22 protein-coding genes and 1 pseudogene are annotated in these 16,181 nt (G+C 29.1%); 4 read left to right on the top strand and 19 right to left on the bottom strand.

Annotated elements, in window-relative coordinates:
* The first annotated feature begins 99 nt into the window (after window positions 1–99).
* The gene (locus tag T483_RS0121405; protein WP_026888665.1) at window positions 100–1,005 is read left to right on the top strand and encodes an AraC family transcriptional regulator; all 906 of its coding nucleotides are present in this window, start codon (window positions 100–102) and stop codon (window positions 1,003–1,005) included.
* A gap of 396 nt (window positions 1,006–1,401) precedes the next feature.
* Here T483_RS0121405 and T483_RS0121400 read toward each other — a convergent pair whose 3' ends face one another.
* From T483_RS0121400 to T483_RS0121385, 4 genes are all read right to left on the bottom strand, one after another.
* Complete coding sequence (locus T483_RS0121400; protein ID WP_026888664.1) at window positions 1,402–2,175, bottom strand: AraC family transcriptional regulator; 774 nt, start codon at window positions 2,173–2,175, stop codon at window positions 1,402–1,404.
* Between the two features lie 5 nt (window positions 2,176–2,180).
* Complete coding sequence (locus tag T483_RS0121395; RefSeq protein ID WP_026888663.1) at window positions 2,181–2,777, bottom strand: LysE family translocator; 597 nt, start codon at window positions 2,775–2,777, stop codon at window positions 2,181–2,183.
* A 169-nt stretch (window positions 2,778–2,946) separates the two neighbouring features.
* Window positions 2,947–3,366 (bottom strand): GNAT family N-acetyltransferase, encoded by a 420-nt coding sequence (locus T483_RS0121390; RefSeq protein WP_026888662.1) that lies wholly within the window; start codon window positions 3,364–3,366, stop codon window positions 2,947–2,949.
* 182 nt (window positions 3,367–3,548) lie between these two features.
* Window positions 3,549–3,812, bottom strand: coding sequence for a hypothetical protein (locus tag T483_RS0121385; RefSeq protein WP_026888661.1), 264 nt, complete (start codon window positions 3,810–3,812; stop codon window positions 3,549–3,551).
* Window positions 3,813–4,024: 212 nt separating this feature from the next.
* Here T483_RS0121385 and T483_RS0121380 point away from each other — a divergent pair, with 212 nt between their 5' ends.
* Complete coding sequence (locus T483_RS0121380) at window positions 4,025–4,399, top strand: BlaI/MecI/CopY family transcriptional regulator (protein WP_026888660.1); 375 nt, start codon at window positions 4,025–4,027, stop codon at window positions 4,397–4,399.
* A gap of 21 nt (window positions 4,400–4,420) precedes the next feature.
* Window positions 4,421–6,271, top strand: a complete 1,851-nt coding sequence (locus tag T483_RS30265; protein ID WP_051560501.1) for a M56 family metallopeptidase — start codon at window positions 4,421–4,423, stop codon at window positions 6,269–6,271.
* 218 nt (window positions 6,272–6,489) lie between these two features.
* On the opposite strand, the gene T483_RS0121370 is transcribed toward T483_RS30265, so the two are convergent.
* The 7 genes and pseudogenes from T483_RS0121370 to T483_RS0121340 form a co-directional block, all read right to left on the bottom strand.
* Window positions 6,490–6,936: an ASCH domain-containing protein gene (locus T483_RS0121370; RefSeq protein WP_026888659.1), complete on the bottom strand. Its 447-nt coding sequence runs from the start codon at window positions 6,934–6,936 to the stop codon at window positions 6,490–6,492.
* A 107-nt stretch (window positions 6,937–7,043) separates the two neighbouring features.
* A complete protein-coding gene (locus T483_RS0121365) occupies window positions 7,044–7,343 on the bottom strand; it encodes a hypothetical protein (protein WP_026888658.1) in 300 nt (99 codons plus the stop codon).
* On the bottom strand, window positions 7,328–7,897 hold the full coding sequence (locus T483_RS0121360) for a nitroreductase family protein (RefSeq protein ID WP_026888657.1): 570 nt from the start codon (window positions 7,895–7,897) through the stop codon (window positions 7,328–7,330). Before T483_RS0121360 ends, T483_RS0121365 begins: the two co-directional genes overlap by 16 nt.
* A 67-nt stretch (window positions 7,898–7,964) precedes the next feature.
* Window positions 7,965–8,492 (bottom strand): flavodoxin domain-containing protein, encoded by a 528-nt coding sequence (locus tag T483_RS0121355; RefSeq protein ID WP_026888656.1) that lies wholly within the window; start codon window positions 8,490–8,492, stop codon window positions 7,965–7,967.
* 224 nt (window positions 8,493–8,716) lie between these two features.
* Window positions 8,717–8,944 (bottom strand): annotated as a pseudogene (locus tag T483_RS29640) (DUF1847 domain-containing protein); the annotation flags it as partial.
* 406 nt (window positions 8,945–9,350) lie between these two features.
* On the bottom strand, window positions 9,351–9,608 hold the full coding sequence (locus T483_RS0121345; RefSeq protein ID WP_026888655.1) for a zinc ribbon domain-containing protein: 258 nt from the start codon (window positions 9,606–9,608) through the stop codon (window positions 9,351–9,353).
* Between the two features lie 395 nt (window positions 9,609–10,003).
* On the bottom strand, window positions 10,004–10,885 hold the full coding sequence (locus T483_RS0121340; protein ID WP_026888654.1) for a LysR family transcriptional regulator: 882 nt from the start codon (window positions 10,883–10,885) through the stop codon (window positions 10,004–10,006).
* A 132-nt stretch (window positions 10,886–11,017) separates the two neighbouring features.
* On the opposite strand from T483_RS0121340, the gene T483_RS0121335 reads away from it, so the two are divergent.
* On the top strand, window positions 11,018–11,635 hold the full coding sequence (locus T483_RS0121335; protein ID WP_026888653.1) for a histidine phosphatase family protein: 618 nt from the start codon (window positions 11,018–11,020) through the stop codon (window positions 11,633–11,635).
* An 89-nt stretch (window positions 11,636–11,724) separates the two neighbouring features.
* On the opposite strand, the gene T483_RS0121330 is transcribed toward T483_RS0121335, so the two are convergent.
* The 8 genes from T483_RS0121330 to T483_RS29630 all read right to left on the bottom strand — a co-directional run.
* A complete protein-coding gene (locus T483_RS0121330) occupies window positions 11,725–11,934 on the bottom strand; it encodes a hypothetical protein (RefSeq protein WP_017210934.1) in 210 nt (69 codons plus the stop codon).
* A gap of 311 nt (window positions 11,935–12,245) precedes the next feature.
* Entirely contained in the window at window positions 12,246–12,749 is a 504-nt protein-coding gene (locus tag T483_RS0121325; protein WP_026888652.1) for a YbhB/YbcL family Raf kinase inhibitor-like protein, read from the bottom strand.
* Window positions 12,750–12,833: 84 nt separating this feature from the next.
* Window positions 12,834–13,199: a winged helix-turn-helix transcriptional regulator gene (locus T483_RS0121320; protein WP_026888651.1), complete on the bottom strand. Its 366-nt coding sequence runs from the start codon at window positions 13,197–13,199 to the stop codon at window positions 12,834–12,836.
* Window positions 13,200–13,330: 131 nt separating this feature from the next.
* Window positions 13,331–13,669, bottom strand: coding sequence for a hypothetical protein (locus T483_RS0121315; RefSeq protein WP_026888650.1), 339 nt, complete (start codon window positions 13,667–13,669; stop codon window positions 13,331–13,333).
* Between the two features lie 25 nt (window positions 13,670–13,694).
* A complete protein-coding gene (locus T483_RS32525; RefSeq protein ID WP_278247469.1) occupies window positions 13,695–13,829 on the bottom strand; it encodes a hypothetical protein in 135 nt (44 codons plus the stop codon).
* 32 nt (window positions 13,830–13,861) lie between these two features.
* The gene (locus tag T483_RS29635; protein WP_051560500.1) at window positions 13,862–14,347 is read right to left on the bottom strand and encodes a DUF6790 family protein; all 486 of its coding nucleotides are present in this window, start codon (window positions 14,345–14,347) and stop codon (window positions 13,862–13,864) included.
* Between the two features lie 73 nt (window positions 14,348–14,420).
* Window positions 14,421–14,957 (bottom strand): GNAT family N-acetyltransferase, encoded by a 537-nt coding sequence (locus tag T483_RS0121305; RefSeq protein WP_026888649.1) that lies wholly within the window; start codon window positions 14,955–14,957, stop codon window positions 14,421–14,423.
* A gap of 492 nt (window positions 14,958–15,449) precedes the next feature.
* On the bottom strand, window positions 15,450–16,181 hold a 732-nt coding region (locus T483_RS29630; protein ID WP_035790519.1), incomplete at its 5' end, for a collagen-like protein.

Genomic DNA, 16,181 nt, shown 5'->3' with positions numbered 1-16,181 from the left:
ATTTACTCTAACTAATATGTAATAATTTTATTATTATTTCTGGCATTAAACAATTAATATATTGTCAAAAATTAAAACTATATTAGCGAGATGATAAGAATGCAAGCAACAAGAATAGAAGTAAATGATAATTTGCAGGAGACAGTAAAACATGGGTCTCATGATTTTCCACTAGCAATTTATACTGATAAATTCGATCTGTTTGAAGATGGATATATAAGATGGCATTGGCATAAGGAAGTACAATTTTCATATTCACTTTATGATAAAGTAGTTGTTTTTATCGAAGATGAAGAAATAATCTTATCTCCAGGTGAAGGAATTATGATAAATTCAAATGTACTTCATCAAATTAAGCCTTATGACAATAGCAATTGTATGATGTTTTCTATTGATTTTGATTCAACTTTAATTGGAGGCAGTGAGGAGTCACTTATCGAAAAAAAGTACTTAGCTCCAATTATTGAAAACAGTAACTTAAAATTCATCTCTTTAAAACCTGAAGTTCCTTGGCAAGAAAAAATATTAGCGCATCTGGAACAAGTTTTTATATTATCACATGAAAAATCCTATGCATATGAATTAGAAATGAAGACTTACTTAAGCATTGTTTGGCTTAACTTAATTAAAGAAATGAAGGAAGAAATAAAAACCTCTTTACCTACTGCAACATCAAATGATGATGAACGTGTGAAACTGGCAATGCAATATATCCAAAAGTATTATTCAGATAATATTGATTTAGATAGTATTGCAAGAACAGCAAATATCAGTAAAAGTGAATGCTGCCGAAGTTTTAAAAGAATTTTGAAAGTGACTCCTTTTGAATATTTAATGGAATATAGAGTTTCAAAAGCAGCAGAACTACTTCTGAAAAATAAGGATTCCATTTCTAATATTTCTCTTGATGTAGGTTTTAATGGCATAAGTTACTTTGGAAAAGTATTCAAAAAGTATATGAATTGTTCTCCTTCTGAATATAGAGATAAATATTTGCACAAATAAATATTTCATTTGATAGAATTATTTAAACTTATCCTTCATATAATTAAAGGAAACCTCTTGAGTGTTATTTTTTTGTTCTCTTGGTTACTCTCCATTCATAGTTGCTTTTTGTTTTAATCCATTCACTTTTGAGCCCCTTATTTGAGGGGCTTTTATTATTTTTTCATGAATAATTTTACGAAATATTCACAAACTAAAATGTCTTCATAATCAAATCAGGAATCCATTTTTGATCTATTTAATTCTGAATATGTGATATTTAAATTATGCATTATTTAAGATATATTAGGGCATGATATAAATCCCCTCGCAAATACTAATTATCACATACATATATGCCCCTTTACTGGGGCATTTTTATGTTTAACAAAAGTCATTTTAAAAAATCACCTTAATTTATAAGTACGATAAATATTCAAATGCTGTTATTCCATATATGCTTTTAAAATGCTTATTTAAATGTGTTAAATCAACAAAACCACACTCTGCTACCGCTGAATAAACATCTCTATTTTTCTCTATTAACTTTTTTGCCATTTCTACTTTACAGTTAAGAAAATATTGGTACGGTGAAATTCCAGTATTAGCTTTAAATAATCTAATAAACTGAAATTTTGACATATTAAGCTCTCTACAAATATCATCAAGCCTTAATACATTCTCTAAGTTATAATAAATCATATCCTTTGATTTTTTGATTAAAGCATTTTCTTTCTTGTAACTTATACAAAGATCGGTTTGCGTAAAACTATCTGCAAGTGATAAAAAAAATTCACTACACAATGCTTCATCTTTTCCTCTTAATATTGCATTAGAAAGATTTAATATTTGTTGTTCAAGTCTGTAATTATAAATAATAGGAGAAGAAAAACGAACTATATCCTTTTTTTCAATACTCTCTAAAAATAATTTTGGCTCAATATATAACATAATATAATCAAGACCTGTCTCATCATGTGCCATTCCGTCATGTGGCTGTTCAGGATTAAAAAGCATAACACCATTTTGATAAGATAATTGCAGGCTGCCATCTAAGTTATACTGCTGAATGCCCCGCAACGTTACCCCTATTGCATATTCCTTATGAGAGTGTTTCTTATATTTAAAGTCAGCAAAACTTGCTGATAACGCGATAATACCTGCTGATTTTTTATATATAAATCTATCCATACAAATCACCCCTTAATCAGCTCCCCTACACCAGATACTATTATTGCAGAATAAACTAAAAATAATGCCATAATTATATTAACAATTTTTTGATGCTTCTGCAAAAATGTCTTAAAGATTGTACCAAAAAGTACCCATGTAATAAATGCACCAAATCCAATAATTGTTATATATGCAACAAATACCATCAAAGTAGATAGTTCAGTATAGTATGGCATAACAAAACTCGGAATTACTGTCATTGTAAATAATACGACCTTTGGATTCACAAACTGCATAAGAAAACCCGATAAAAAAGTTGCCGTTTCTTTTGCAGTTGATTTTGATGTATCCATCTTGCATATTTGATAAGCAAGATATAGAATATAAAGACTTCCGATTATCTGCATGATGCATAGAATTTTTGGCAAAACCGACATAAGTGCAGTATTTAAAATAGCTGAAATAATAAGTAATAAACCAAACGCAATAGTTGCTCCATATGTATACTCCATTGCTTTCTTTGTCCCCCAATTATTTACCGTAGACAATATTACAATATTCGTAGGTCCAGGCGTAACTGTAACAATAATACAGTAAATAAGAAAAGATGTAATATTCATGAATCAAGCCCCTTTCAAAGTATTCTCATGAATTATACATCTAAACCTAAATAGCATATAGTATATTATTGCAGGATTACATTCCTAAATAACCTTCTAGTATGAATCATATAATCGTCTTACTTTTTGTTTATTCCACCATTTACTGTAATTATTTCATTTACCTATATTAATCTAAATTCTTTTTCATCAATATATGTAGACAATCTTCTTCTAAATAAGCTTCTCCCTGCTTTTCATACCCTTGTTTTTCATAAAATTCTGCAACTCGTGCCTGTCCTGACAACATTACGCTCTTTCCGCCTTCTCGAGTAATAATATCTTCTGCAGCATTAAGCATTTTGGCTCCAATATTTTTCCCTCGCCATTCCTTTAAAACAGCAACTCTCCCTATGATAAATGACTGTTTCTTACCATTAAAATAGATTCTACAAGTTGAGATTGGTTGTTCTCCTTCATACATAACCATGTGCTTAGCAATTCCATCAATTTCATCAAACTCTTCAACAAAACCCTGCTCTTTTACAAACACTTTTACTCTTATTTTTTTAGCTTCTTCTGGCAAGTAGTTATACTCTTTAATTATCATTTTGTGACCTCCTTCAAAACAAAAGGCATCCAAAAGCTAACCTTATAGTGTGAAAACACACCGTACTTACGGCTAGCTTTTGTATGCCTTATAATACAATCATCCGGTGATGAAAGTATAAGCTCTTATTTATTTTTTAAATAAATTATATATAAAAATTTGTTGTAAGTCAATGAATAATGCTATTCAATAGCAAATGCTTCAGTATTTAAGGTTAAACCATCTGACTTTGCACCATAATCAGCAATATTAAAATCTTTATTTGCAAACTGCGGTGTTTTAACTTCAGGCATTTCAAAAGGTAAACTGGATGTATATGATTGTAGTTCCGTATCAGATCCAACTCCTGTTTTAATATCTTTTGATCCACCCAAAGTGCAGCCTGTCAATATTATAGAAAACATAAATACTAAACTAATTAGCTCTATAATTTTATTTTTTCTCATATTCACATCTCCATAGAATTAAAGTAAAATTATTTACAAAAATACATTTCTGTTTAAATTTTAAAATACAACTAAATAATAAACATTCTCTGTGAAATTTATGTGAAATATTATATTAAGTAAAATATTGACACATATTCATAGATATGCTAATCTAATTTTAATCAGTCTATAGTTATAGACTGATTAAAATCAGAAGGAGATGTATAAATTTGAGTATTTCTAAAATTCCGCAATCTGAATTAAATGTAATGAAAGTTATCTGGGCACATAATGAGCCTATGTCATCAAAGGAGGTTATTAATGAATTAAGCGAAAAAGCTGGATGGAAGAGGACAACAACGTTAACCCTACTATCTAAATTAGTTCAAAAAGAATTCCTAAGTGCAGAAAAAATCAAGTTATATACTTATTACACTGCAAAAATAAGTAAGAAAGACTATTTAGAATTTGAAACAAGATATTTCTTCACTAATATTCACGAAAATTCATTAAAAAGTTTAATCACTGCATTGCATGATAACAATGAATTAACTAATGATGATTTTGATGATTTAGAAAAGTGGATTAAAAACCAAAAGGAATAGTTAAAGAAGTGAGGTGATTATATGGTAGTTGCTTTATTTAGCAATATATTGAGGACAACTTTAATTAGCAGCATTGGAATCTGCATTATTTTACTTTTAAAGAAAACCTCATTTAAAGAATATACTAAAGGCTTTAATTACTACATTTGGCTTATAGTAATAATTAGGATGATATTTCCTTTTGAGATTCCCATATATCTTAACTCGAATATTGTTATTAACAAACTTTCTTCATTAAATACTTTAAACACCAATCCAGATAGTATGACAGAAACAAGTGTTACCTCAAGCTCACTTGTCAGTTCACTAAATTCTAATCAGGTTATTGAAAATGTCAAAGATTTCAATATTAATATATTTGAAGTTTTAAGTTATTTATGGATAATTACCACTGTGATAATTATTACATATAGGATTTTTTCATATGTAAAATTAAAAAGAAATTTAGTAGATCTATCTGTCCAAGTGAAAGATGAAAAAATAAATAACATATATTATGAATTATTAACTGAATTTGAAATAAAGAAAATTATACAATTAAAAGTTTCTGATTATACTTCTGTACCATTTGGGATTGGTATTTTTAACTCTTTTATAATATTACCAAATAAAAGCTATGATGAAATAGAAATTAGATGGATTTTAAAGCATGAACTTATGCATTTTAAGAAGAAGGATTTAATATATAAATTTTTAGTTATGGCTGTCTCCTCAATTTATTGGTTTAATCCCCTAGTTTACGTGCTGAATAAATATATAAATATTGAGTGCGAGCTATCTTGTGATGAAAAAGTTCTTCATGAATGTGATTTTAACGAGAGAAAGGTTTATGCTTTAACACTTCTAAACTCCTTAAAACAAGGCCAAGCTAATCTTAATTACACAAAATTAGCAACTGAACTTGGAAATAAAGAAATATTAAAAAGAAGGTTTGATAGTATGTTAAATAAAAAGACTAAGCGAGGAATATTCTTTGGCACTCTAGCTATAGGAATTGCCATTTGCTCTTTAGGTGCAGTATCAACAAAAGTTAATTCAAATATTATTAAAGAAACTCAAGAAAATGCTGATGCTTTCTCTGATATAAATTCAATTGAAGAATATCAGCTTGAAACTAGTAATTACAAAGGTTATTATCTTATAATAAAAGATCCAACCAGAGTAAAAATTGGATATACTTCTAAGCTTATGACTGAAGGAGAAACAGTAAGTGAAATCGCTAAAAATAACAACGCCGTTGCAGCAATTAATGGTGGTGCCTTTGCTGATGTTTCATCGGATGAAGAAATTAAACAAAAAAGAACTGGTGGAACTCCAACTGGAATTGTAATGTCAAATGGTAAATTAATCTGCAATCCCATAAAAGAAGATCATCAAAATGGGAAAAAAATTGATAGTAATATAAGCGTTGATGAAAAAACAGATTTATTTGCTATAACTAAAGATGGAAAATTAATTGTTGGAAAATATTCAGTAAATGATCTAAATGATCTTGGTGCACAAGAATCATTAAGCTTTGGACCATCACTTGTAATAAATGAGAAAAAGATTCAACTTCCAGAAGATGAAAAAAAGAGCATTCTACCTAGATCAGCAATTGGTCAAAGAAAAGATGGTGCTATAATTATGCTGGTAATAGATGCCATAGACGGTAAGCATAGAGGTGCAACAGCGGAAGAATTACAAGATATTATGTACAAGTTAGGTTCAGTAAATGCAATAAGCTTAGCTGGAGCTGGTGCTGAAACGCTATATTGTAATAATGAAGTTCTTAATCATCCAGTAAGTATGTTAGATTTACATGCTGATACAGATGCCGACTCCCTTAAACCTAGAGAAATGAAGCTTCCAACAGCTGTAATTGTAAAATAATTTTTATAAAGTATTTACTAAATCTTTGACAAAACTGACCCGTAAGCAACAACTAAATCGCCTACGGGTTTATCATTATTTTATATATTTTCATTGGTCTATTATTCAGAATAAAATCCATTTTTATTAAAGTTATACCAACTATCTATTTCTTCTTCAGTTTTTAATTCTAAACTTTTTATGATATCCTCCTCTAAATTACAATCTTTTAAACATATCTATTTCCATACTAATTCAAATTCTTCACAAACAACAACCATATTTTCATCAAAATCAAGATCATACTCTTTCAATTCTTTTGAGAAGAAATCTTTATGTGCCTTTCTCCAATATGCCAAGGACAAATCTCCTTCTCCCTCCTTACGTGCATGATTTTCTGACACTTCATTAAATAAACAAGTATAAACTTTAGTAGTTTTACTTACACAAACAGCATTATTATCAGTGTCTAATATAATGTTTAAACCACCCACTGCTGGCAGAGGACTGTTTTCAATTTCATATAACTGATACGCTGATGCAGTTGCTGTTTTAATACCATTTGCAACGAGTTTTGAGAGTTTATTTGCAATCGAAGCATCTCCACCAAAACACCAAGTATCATAAGTCTTACCATTTACATTATTATTTTTTGTATATATCTCCCACATCTCTTTTTCTGTCATATTTTATCTCCCCCTAGGCATACGTAAAAATAATCCAAATCAGATCTCTTTAACAATTTAGTCTTACAATCTAGTATTTATTTGTATAAACTCATAACTTAAGTAGATCATAAACTTTTTATAGTTAAAACTAACATTAGAATTATAAAAAATACAGATATGTTTCTTCCAACCTTTGCTCCATAATTTTCTATGTATTTATGACCTATAAAAGCTGAAATAATAAATAAAATCATTGAAATAACCATAACTGGAAATCTTATTCCGATAGTCGCCAGTATATTTTCACCAATACTCTTCTCCCCTAAAAAGGTAAATGAAAACATTATAGAGAATATAGAAATTATCAATGCTGATGTTCCTACTCCACATTTTCTTTTATTAATATTGCTTATCTTTTTTTCCATATTACAACCTCTTCTAATGACTTTCGTGGCCTTGGATATGGTGACTGATTTGGATAGCCGATCGCTACTGCTGCTACAAGTTCATCTTTAGAATTTAACCATGAACTTATTTCTTTGTCACAATAAAATATGTCGCAAATCCAAAGAGTTCCTAGTTCGAAATCCTGCGCTGCTAAAAGTAGTGTTTGTATCGTAGCACCAATTGATTGAGTATCGGTAAGTAATCTATTGTGATTATAATCTTCTTCAAAATTAGAAAAGACATTAAATACTAAGACTACTGTCGATGCTTCATTAATTGAATTTATACTTGACTCCAAGCTACCAGTAGATTTATTCTCTTTTTTATTCTGATTTAGTGAATCTTCCATAATTCTTACCATCTCATCTTTTGTACTGTTTTGCAAAACAACAAACCTCCATGGCTGGCGGTTTTTCCCTGAAGGTGCTTTGGTTGCTAATTCTAAGATTTTTTCTATTATTTCCTTTGGTACCATTTTATCTTTAAACTTTCTTATACTTCTACGTTGCTCTATTGCTCTTATTACATCCATACTAATCTCCTAAATTTAATGCTTTTATTTGTATTATAAATCTACAGTTATTCATAATTATTTACCTTTACGAACTAACATAAGTTATTATTTTTGATATATCTTTCTTATCTGTAAAATCTACTGGCTTATCATAAATAGCAAGCATTCCTTTTTCATCTGCTGATAAATCTTCCTTCTTCTTATTTTTTATTTTCAATTTCAGTAATGTCATAAGAAATTTATCAAAAAAATTAAGTTTATTATAATTAAATCCACCCCTTAGATAAAAGAATTTAATATATTTTTGTTCATCTACCGTAAAGTTTTTATTTATTACTTCATTTATAACATTATCTCTTGAAGGCGATGCTCCTGTTGCAAACACTACTAACCTCTTATCTTTAAGTTTGTTAATGTTCTTTTTAATTAATCCTATCCCAATAATACCTACTGCATACAAACTTCCACCATAAATTATGGTATCATACTTATTTAATGTATTAATATTGACCTTTGATGCATTAAAAATATCTGCTGATAATTCTTCTGCAACCCACTCAGCATATTTTCTTGTAAAACCTGTTTTAGACTTATATATTACTACTGTTTTCATTATTCACCTCTATATGGCATACATTATTTTTTAATTATTATATAAGTTCTAATTAATAAAATTCATAGCTTATAAAATCACTACATATAAAATATAACATTTGCAAAGATAAGTATTTAAAATTTATAAAGGATATTTTTAGAACATATACTACATTTTTTAAGAAAGCTATGAAATAACTATTTTGACTTTAATTACATATCATAATCTTAATTAATGTATTATTATTTATTTTGCAGAAATAATCTATCCTTATAATAAGACTCAGCCTGATATATTGCACCTAATGGATTATGTGCTAAAAACCTATCCTTTACTGCGAAAACAGTTATTGGCGCTTCTGAATATTTTATAGATAAAGAGTCATGTCCAACACACAAACCTAAAAGAATGTTTAAGTCTGTTTTAGCCTCATTTAAAAACTCAGCTTGACCAATAATAGAGCATAAGGCACAATTATACATTATAAAATCCTTCTTCCATATAAAATCAATTATAACATATATTGTTTGTTTATTTTATTGTATATCTTTCGTAAACTGTGTCAATAATTAAGACATAACTTCATATTAAATAAATAAGAGATAGCTTTTATTCATTATCATTCACCTGATATTTTTGGCTATCTCTATTTTTGTGCAAAAAAATAAAGATAGATCATACATCTCTCCCTAATCAACCTTTATTTTTATTTAAAATCATTTTATATTCTAATATTTCAAATTAGTCTTTTCAGTATTATACATAAAAAATCATAAATTCAATTTCTTGAATAATACAATTTTTTAAATTACCCTTTGTTTTATAGTAATTCATAACTATATACATATTGTTTACTAAGTTTAACTTAAATCATTATTATCTCCAACGTTTAAGAGTTGGTAATAATGTTGTCATTTCTTTTCTTGCTTCTTCTTCCCCTATTACTTTTCCCAAAACTGGTACAATTAGCTCAACCATTTCTTTCATAGACATATTGGGATCAATAAATTTTCCGTCTTTATAGCAATTTGTACAATAAATACTTTTACTTCCATCTTGCTCTTTTGCTATAAAATGCGCATGTTCTTCATTAAACGGTAACCCACAACTCTGACACATCTCTACTTTTATCATTCTTATCATTCCTTTCGTCTACTATAAATCATTATTCACTCAACTACTCTTATACATTTATTATAGCATAACTAATGAATATATCTCTATTTAGTCGTCACAGAATAATTATTATAATGACATTATCACCGCTTATTCAAATATTCCTGACAATATAATAATTACCTTATATAATATTACAATGAATCTTTTTATTTTTATTGCTATCTTAAGTAACTATTTTCTCGTAATTTTATATAGTATATAATATAGAGAATATTTCTCATATTTAATTCGCAATCTGATCATGGTACCTTCCACTACTTTCTGCAGTTAGTTTAAATATAATATATAGCAGTAGTTTTTTTATCTACTGCTTTTCTCTGATTGTCAAAAATAAAATGAAAACTAAGTATCTAATTATTTATAGCAGAAATAAACTTCTCAGTTAAATTAGATATCTTTTCATTCTTACGTGTACAAATAATAATTTCATTTTTTAGATTAACATTATCCACATAAATTCTGGTCAATTTCCCCATATCAATGAATTCCTTAGCTGCGATTGATGAACAAAAGCTCACACCATATCCAGACGTAGATGCCATAAGAGTTTCATGTAGCCCATTAAATTCAAGAGCTATGTCAGGAACTTTAATACTACTAATGTGGCAAAGTGATTCCAAAAGTACCCTAGCATAACTTCCTTTTTCCCTCATTATAAATGGTTCTAACATAATATCATTTATACTAACCTTTTTGTTTGCATATTTGTGATTTGGTGAAGCTACAAACCATAAATCATCATCCATTATTTTAATGGTATCAATTCTGTCTGTATATTTCATTGCTCCACTCCCTAAAACTGCAACATCTACTTTATATGAGATAAGATGATCAATGGCTTCTTCAGTATTTAATGTATTAATCTCAACATTTATATCTTTATTCTCTTTTTTTAATTTAGACGCCCAAATTGGTATTAGAAAATTTGTTGAAAGATAATTTCCTGCTATTTTTAATGTACCATTTTTACCTTTTTTATAATTATCTATTAATGCTTCCATTCTATTTTCTATTTTAAAAACTACATCTGCTTCTTTTACCAACTGTTCACCTATTTCACTTAAGCAAATGCCTCTGCCCTGTGGTAAGAATAGTGTAATACCATTTTCTCTTTCAAACTTTTTAATTTGTGATGTAATTGCTGGTTGACTAATTTTTAATTGCTCTGATGCAACTGTTACACTTCCTGCTTTAGCTACTATATAAAACAGTCTTAATCCATGTAAATTCATATTCTCTCCATTCATATATTTTATTTATGAATATAATAATAACATATATTATACATATAGATTTTGTTTTGATATACTCTCTTTATAAATTATTGCCGGCATTTTTTATAATAAAATATTTAGGAGTGAACTATGGGACAAACTGTTTTATATTTAATTAGACATGGACAAACAAAATGGAATCTAGAAGAACGAATGCAAGGTCATAAAGACTCCCCTTTAACAGAAGTTGGCATATCTCAAGCTCAAAAATTGCGTGATAGACTTATGAATGAAAAAGTTGATTTAATATACTCTAGTGAAAGCAAACGAGCTTACGATACGGCTAAAATCATCCAACATAACCGAAACATTCCTATAAATACAAGAAAAGAATTGAAAGAAATCCATATGGGAAAATGGGAGGGCATGAATCAGACAGATATTATTAATAGATATCCTGAAACTTGGGAAAATTTTTGGAATAATCCTTCTATATATGTTCCAACTGATAAAGGAGAATCTTATGAGGAATTGAAAGCTAGGGTTATCCCATCAATTGAAGAAATTATTAATTTAAATCAAGGCAAAAGTATTATTATCGTTACACATAGAATTACCTTAAAAGTTATTATGTCACATTTCATGAATCAAAATATATGTGATATTTGTGAAAATCCAGACATAGAATCGGCTAGCCTTTCAAAAATACACATAGAAAATGAAGTGTCCAAAATACTATTATACGGAGATATATCTCACTATAAATAGAAATTATTTAGCCTAAAATACTTTTATTTTAATTAATATAATGAAAGGCAGATTAAACACCTCTGTATAATCTGCCTTCATCTCTTCTTTTAAATCAAGCTGACTTTTTTCTTAATTATCCCTTCATTTTTAGCTTGAACTAATAACTTATTATGTACCATTCTAGTTTTATTTATATCCACTAGAAAATCTTTATTATCCTCATATATAAGGTCTTTATATTCTGTAGCTTGATCATGTAGAACTTCTAATGCCTGTAATATTGTTAACATTTCAATCTCATTTAATTTTATTTCCATATAAACCACCCCATAAATTTTATTTCAAATTATCTATATGGCTATATTCGTAAATTTATATAATTACTTTTATTTTTTCGTAACAAAAATTACGACAAAAAAATACAGCCAACTAGTGGCTGCACAATTAATTAAGGTATACTAATGAAAACTTTTTTACAATATTTATTATAAACTAGTTTTCTGAACACTAGCTTAACAACTAAAAATATTCTTATCAATTTTCTACCATAAGCTTATCTTCATTTGAAATCTGTATAAATGAAATATTCACTTTATCAAAACAATATTATTTATATTTTTTATCTTTACTAATTTTTATAAATTCCCTTTAGAGTATATTGCTCCAAAATATGTCCATCCATTTCATGATATAACTCATTTAATAAAAATCCTTTTTTTAGATTTAGCAGTTTATCTAAAGCAAAGACATGAAGCTCATAAACATGTGCTTTATCTGGTGGTGTCATCCCACCATAATAACAAGAAAGTTCTTTTGATTGCTGATTACCTTGTAAGCTAGTCCAGCTATTTGTACCTTGTACAAAATCCTCTGCTGTCTGACTCTCATTATCTTTCAATTCATTGCGTATAATATTTGCCGCAAGCCAATGTATCCACACAAAACCTCCTGTTACTGGATAAGCGTCTTTATCTTCTAATACTATTGCAAATGAAACAGCATTTACTGGAGCACTTTCAATTTTTAATGGAAGAGAAAAAGTAGGAATTCCATTCTCATTAAAATGTTCTCCACGACTGCCATATTTATCTTGAATAATTCCATTTATAATCCCCTCACTTGTTACTATCATATACATTACCTCCAACACTATTATTTATAGGCAAATTATAGCAAAGAGCATCTATAACGTAAATTACTAACTTTTTTGTGGGTATTACTCTGGAATAACCCTTTTTTCAATCAATGTCTTTTCCATTCCATGTTCTTTTAAGTAATCAATTCCAATAGATTGCATAATTTTTAGAGCATCTATAATCTTCATTCCCATATCTATTGTTAAAGAATATTCTACACGAAGAGGATACCCATCAAATGATTTCTTTTCTACAAATCCATAATCAATTAATTCTCTTAATTGCTCTAGCAGCATTTTTTGATTAATTCCATCAATATCTCTTTCTAACTTAGCCAATGATGTAGGACCTAATCGCAACCGCCATAATATAATAGATTTCCATTTTCCTTTAATCATATCGTGTACTAGTTCTAAAGGACACGTATATTCTTCTCTTATTTTCATTGTATCTCCTAAAAATAATTGTTATTTATGTGAAATTTATATAATAATATTTGTTTATCACTCTATTATTGTGGATCAATTATAATATAATTGCAAATGATCTTTGTCAAGTTTTCAGGTTATATAAATAATCAGCCGCCACCACCAGATGCGAATGCCACATATTTGTCATCACCTAAATATAAATATATAACTTTACCACATCCTATAAAATCCTTTTCTTTACTATAAACTTTTTTACCAGTAAATTTATCAATATCTCGAGAAATTTCATATTGTGGTTTTTCACTATCTGTAAATGTTGTTATATTTTTACCACCATCATATCTATATCCGCCATAACGTAATCTTTCTGGATATCCAAACACATTCCAAATTCCGTATATATAACGATTTATAAGAGATATAAACATTACAACAATAAGAAATAGTATTAATATAACCTTTACTTTCATTTTCAGTTTATTCATTAGAATCTCCTTAAATATACAATTCTCAAAATATGTTTAGTATATATACTTGATTGTATTTCAATACACCAAAATTAAATTTTTCTTCACTAAAGACTTGTTTAAACGCTTCTGCATCAACCCTTGCCCCTAATATACTTGTAACAAAGCAACACTTCATTATCTTAAATCTATCTTTATCAAGCCACATTTCTATTCAAAGTTAAAACAATTAATTACAATAAGAATCATCAAGATGACAAATATAAAATAATCAGAAAACATTGCAAATATCTCATCTTTGTTTCTCATTTTACTAAAAAGATGTAAGCAGCCTGCTAGTCCAAAATATAGTCCACCTGCTACAGCTGCTGCTAATCGAAACTCTAGAAACGGAAGTGATAATATTCCAATCAAGCCTAAACTTATATTCGCAAACCCAACTTCTCTAACAATACGAAAACTTTTCTCTTCGTTTACTTTAAATATTTCTTTTGCTGTAAACGAAGGATTTATTGATTGCTTTAATCCTGCTGTAAATAATCTTAATCCAACTCCGGAGAAAACAAACCATTTAAAAATCAAACTAAAAGGACTGATTTCAGATCTATTAATTAGAATATTAACTGTAGACGCAATTACAGGTAGAAGTATAAAAAATATAATTACTGATATTTCATATAAACCAATTTTCTTCATTTATCCTCACCCTTCTATATTTAAATCTTTGTATATAATGATAACATCTGTAAATAACTTTTAAGATTGAAACTTAACGATATTTGCGATAATAGAAGTAACTATTACTCTCCATATTAGGTTGCTTGTGACCAATTGGAGTTCTTTTCTCAAATAATTTAAACTGCGCTTTTTCTGCTACTTTACATGATGCGATATTTTCACAATCGATAGTAAGAATCATATATGAAATATCTGATACACTTATGCACCATTCATACAATTCTTTTAGTGCTTCTGTTGCATATCCATTTCCAACATGATCTTCATCTATAAAGTATGCCATTTCCACTTCATTTAGTGTATCTTCTAATCCCATTCCAACCATACCAATCAGCTCATCTGTTTCTTTTAATGTAACAGCATATCTTTTATTTTCATAAATATCCTTTGAATCCTTTTGTGTCTGAAGCCAATCAATATAACCTGAAAGCCTTCCTTTAACAGTACTATTTTCAGACCAATCCCTCATAAATCTTATTACATCTTTTTGCCATATGATTTTCATTAAGTTTTCTTCATCTTTATGTTGAAAATCACGAATAATCACTCTCGCTGTTTCTATTAGCATATTTTTCACCTCATATGAATTACTATTTACTTCCCAGTTAATTGTAACATATTTTGTAAATATTATACTATCTAGTTTCAAAAGATTGCGGTCTAATCTACAACTCAAATCTACATAAAATATAAATCTCATAAATAATAGAAAATTTTATATGTAATGAATTGGACTTGATCCCCCCCCCATTTCAAATGAATTCTAAGCACTTGTGTAGAAAAAATTCTAGCAATCAATAAAATTCACTATATTTTAGATAAAAAAATACTACAAGATTCATTTACTTTTTGAATACTGTAGCTATATTAGAACTTTTTAGTTGTGCTATCCAATATTAGTATTAAGCATAAAGATACCGTAATACTAATTTCTAAATAGTGCGGTATCTTAATCAGCTATTTTTTACTCTTTTGATATTATAAAATATTAAAATAGCAAACAAGTAATTATATTACCTTGAACATTTTTTCTGTATAGATATTTACAATTATTATTCAATTAACCTATTAATTGAATAATAATAGAAGCATTAGCATTAGTTTGAGTTCCACCTGCTAACGTTTGTAATGTGACCGCAGCTGCACTAGTATGGTTTCTTATAGTTAACACATCACCTGCAGCAGCTGTAATAATTACCATGCCTGGATTAGATTGAGTACCAGCTCCAGATCCATAAGTGCTTCCAGGGACGGCTGCACCATTTTGGAATAGGGTAAACTGATTTGGCTCCACACCTGTAGCATTAAACCATACTGCGTAATTTCCTGCATTAACAAGGCTAATTAAAGCAGTGCCTGGCGCATGTATAATGCCAGCCGTGATAATGCCATTATTACTAAAGGTAATATCTGCTTCTAATGGTACAACTTCAGCATCTAAATTATAAATATACGCATATTCTGCCAATCCTTGTGGACCAGTTACTCCGGTTGATCCTGTTGGCCCGGTTGATCCTGTTGCTCCGATTGCTCCTGCTGGTCCGGTTGTTCCCGCTGGTCCGGTTGCTCCTGCTGGTCCGGTTGCTCCTGCTGATCCGGTTGCTCCTGCTGGTCCGGTTGTTCCTGCTGGTCCGGTTGCTCCTGCTGGTCCGGTTGTTCCTGCTGGTCCGGTTGTTCCTGCTGGTCCGGTTGTTCCTGCTGGTCCGGTTGCTCCTGCTGCTCCGGTTGCTCCTGCTGCTCCGGTTGTTCCCGCTGCTCCGGTTGCTCCGGTTGCTCCTGCTGGTCCAGTTGT

The sequence above is a fragment of the Clostridium beijerinckii HUN142 genome, assembly GCF_000621745.1.
Taxonomy (GTDB): Bacteria; Bacillota; Clostridia; order Clostridiales; family Clostridiaceae; genus Clostridium; species Clostridium beijerinckii_A.
Note: the sequence above shows the minus strand (reverse complement) of the source record. Positions and strands in the feature narration are given on the sequence as shown.